The sequence below is a fragment of the Moorena sp. SIO4A1 genome, assembly GCF_010672065.1.
In the GTDB taxonomy this organism is placed as follows: Bacteria; Cyanobacteriota; Cyanobacteriia; order Cyanobacteriales; family Coleofasciculaceae; genus Moorena.
In genome coordinates this window covers 1-1,086 of sequence record NZ_JAAHHX010001015.1, presented here as the reverse complement: position 1 = coordinate 1,086, position 1,086 = coordinate 1, and the positions used below count along the sequence as shown (strand labels likewise).

The window sequence follows — 1,086 nt, the reverse complement described above, 5'->3', positions numbered from 1 at the left end:
AAACGTAGGTTGGGTTGAGCGGTAGGGAAACCCAACAAAGCGTTACTGGTGTTGGGTTTCATTCTTCAACCCAACCTACGCTTATTGCACCAAATTAGCTGTGCCACGCCAGTAGGGTGCGTTAGGGGCGGGTTCGCCAAGACCCAAGGCTTAGTAAGTGTTGGGACAGTACGTCCCGTAACGCACCACCAGGTCAAACTCTGAATAGAGATCACCTTAAAAAGTCCGTTACTAGACACTGCCCACCCTACGATTAATCTAGTTGCTCTTGTTGTGTTGCTGGCTCTGGACTAAACAATTTTATTACCTTGTCATTAAGAAGTCCGCTAAACAGCCATGCCCCTAATCCTACAACTAAAGTTGCTATTATGCCGATCAGAGCAAGTTTATTTGAGAGATTCCATTTCTTCTCTGTTGGTGACTCATTGACGGTAGCGTTGATAGTATTGTTGTTAGACTCTCTACCTGCTGCTCCTATTACCGTACTCCCGTCCCCAACGTTGAATTCGCTTTTTTCAGACATAGTTTTACTCCCTGTAGCATCTATATTAATAGTAATAGATCTATCAGCTTTGTTTGGCTGTCGATAGATATCTGGTTCTTCATCTTTATTGAACTGCTTTAAACCTATCACATCATCAATTAAACGTAATACTTCAACTGTCTTATAGGGAGGACTACCACATTCAATCGTATTCTTACGATAAGCAATCCGCTCTTTTAATTTATCAAATTCATAGAAATAAGGATTTTGACTGTTTTTGCAAGTAGAACAATTACAAGGGATTAACTTAGTACACTTCAATCGGTTATAAGAATCATGGATCTGATCTAGTTCGTAAGTAACAGTAGTCAACAAGTCTCGTTTATGTCTACCAGTAACTCTAATTTTAATTTCTCGCTGTTCGTAATATTCAATTACTTCTGCTTTGGTGTTATCTTTGTTTAAGATAACACCACTTCTCCAGACATATTGCTGCTGGCAAATCCACTTATGCATTACCACAATAAACCGAGTGATAATACCTTTGGGCATGAATTCATAGGTATAGCGGAGAATTAGATTGTCAGATTCATCCCAATCAT

1 protein-coding gene is annotated in these 1,086 nt (G+C 39.7%); it reads right to left on the bottom strand.

Going from position 1 to position 1,086, the window contains the following annotated elements:
* Positions 1-253 precede the first annotated feature (253 nt).
* A partial coding sequence (locus tag F6K53_RS44895; RefSeq protein ID WP_293087563.1) for a COR domain-containing protein occupies positions 254-1,086 on the bottom strand: 833 nt, incomplete at its 5' end.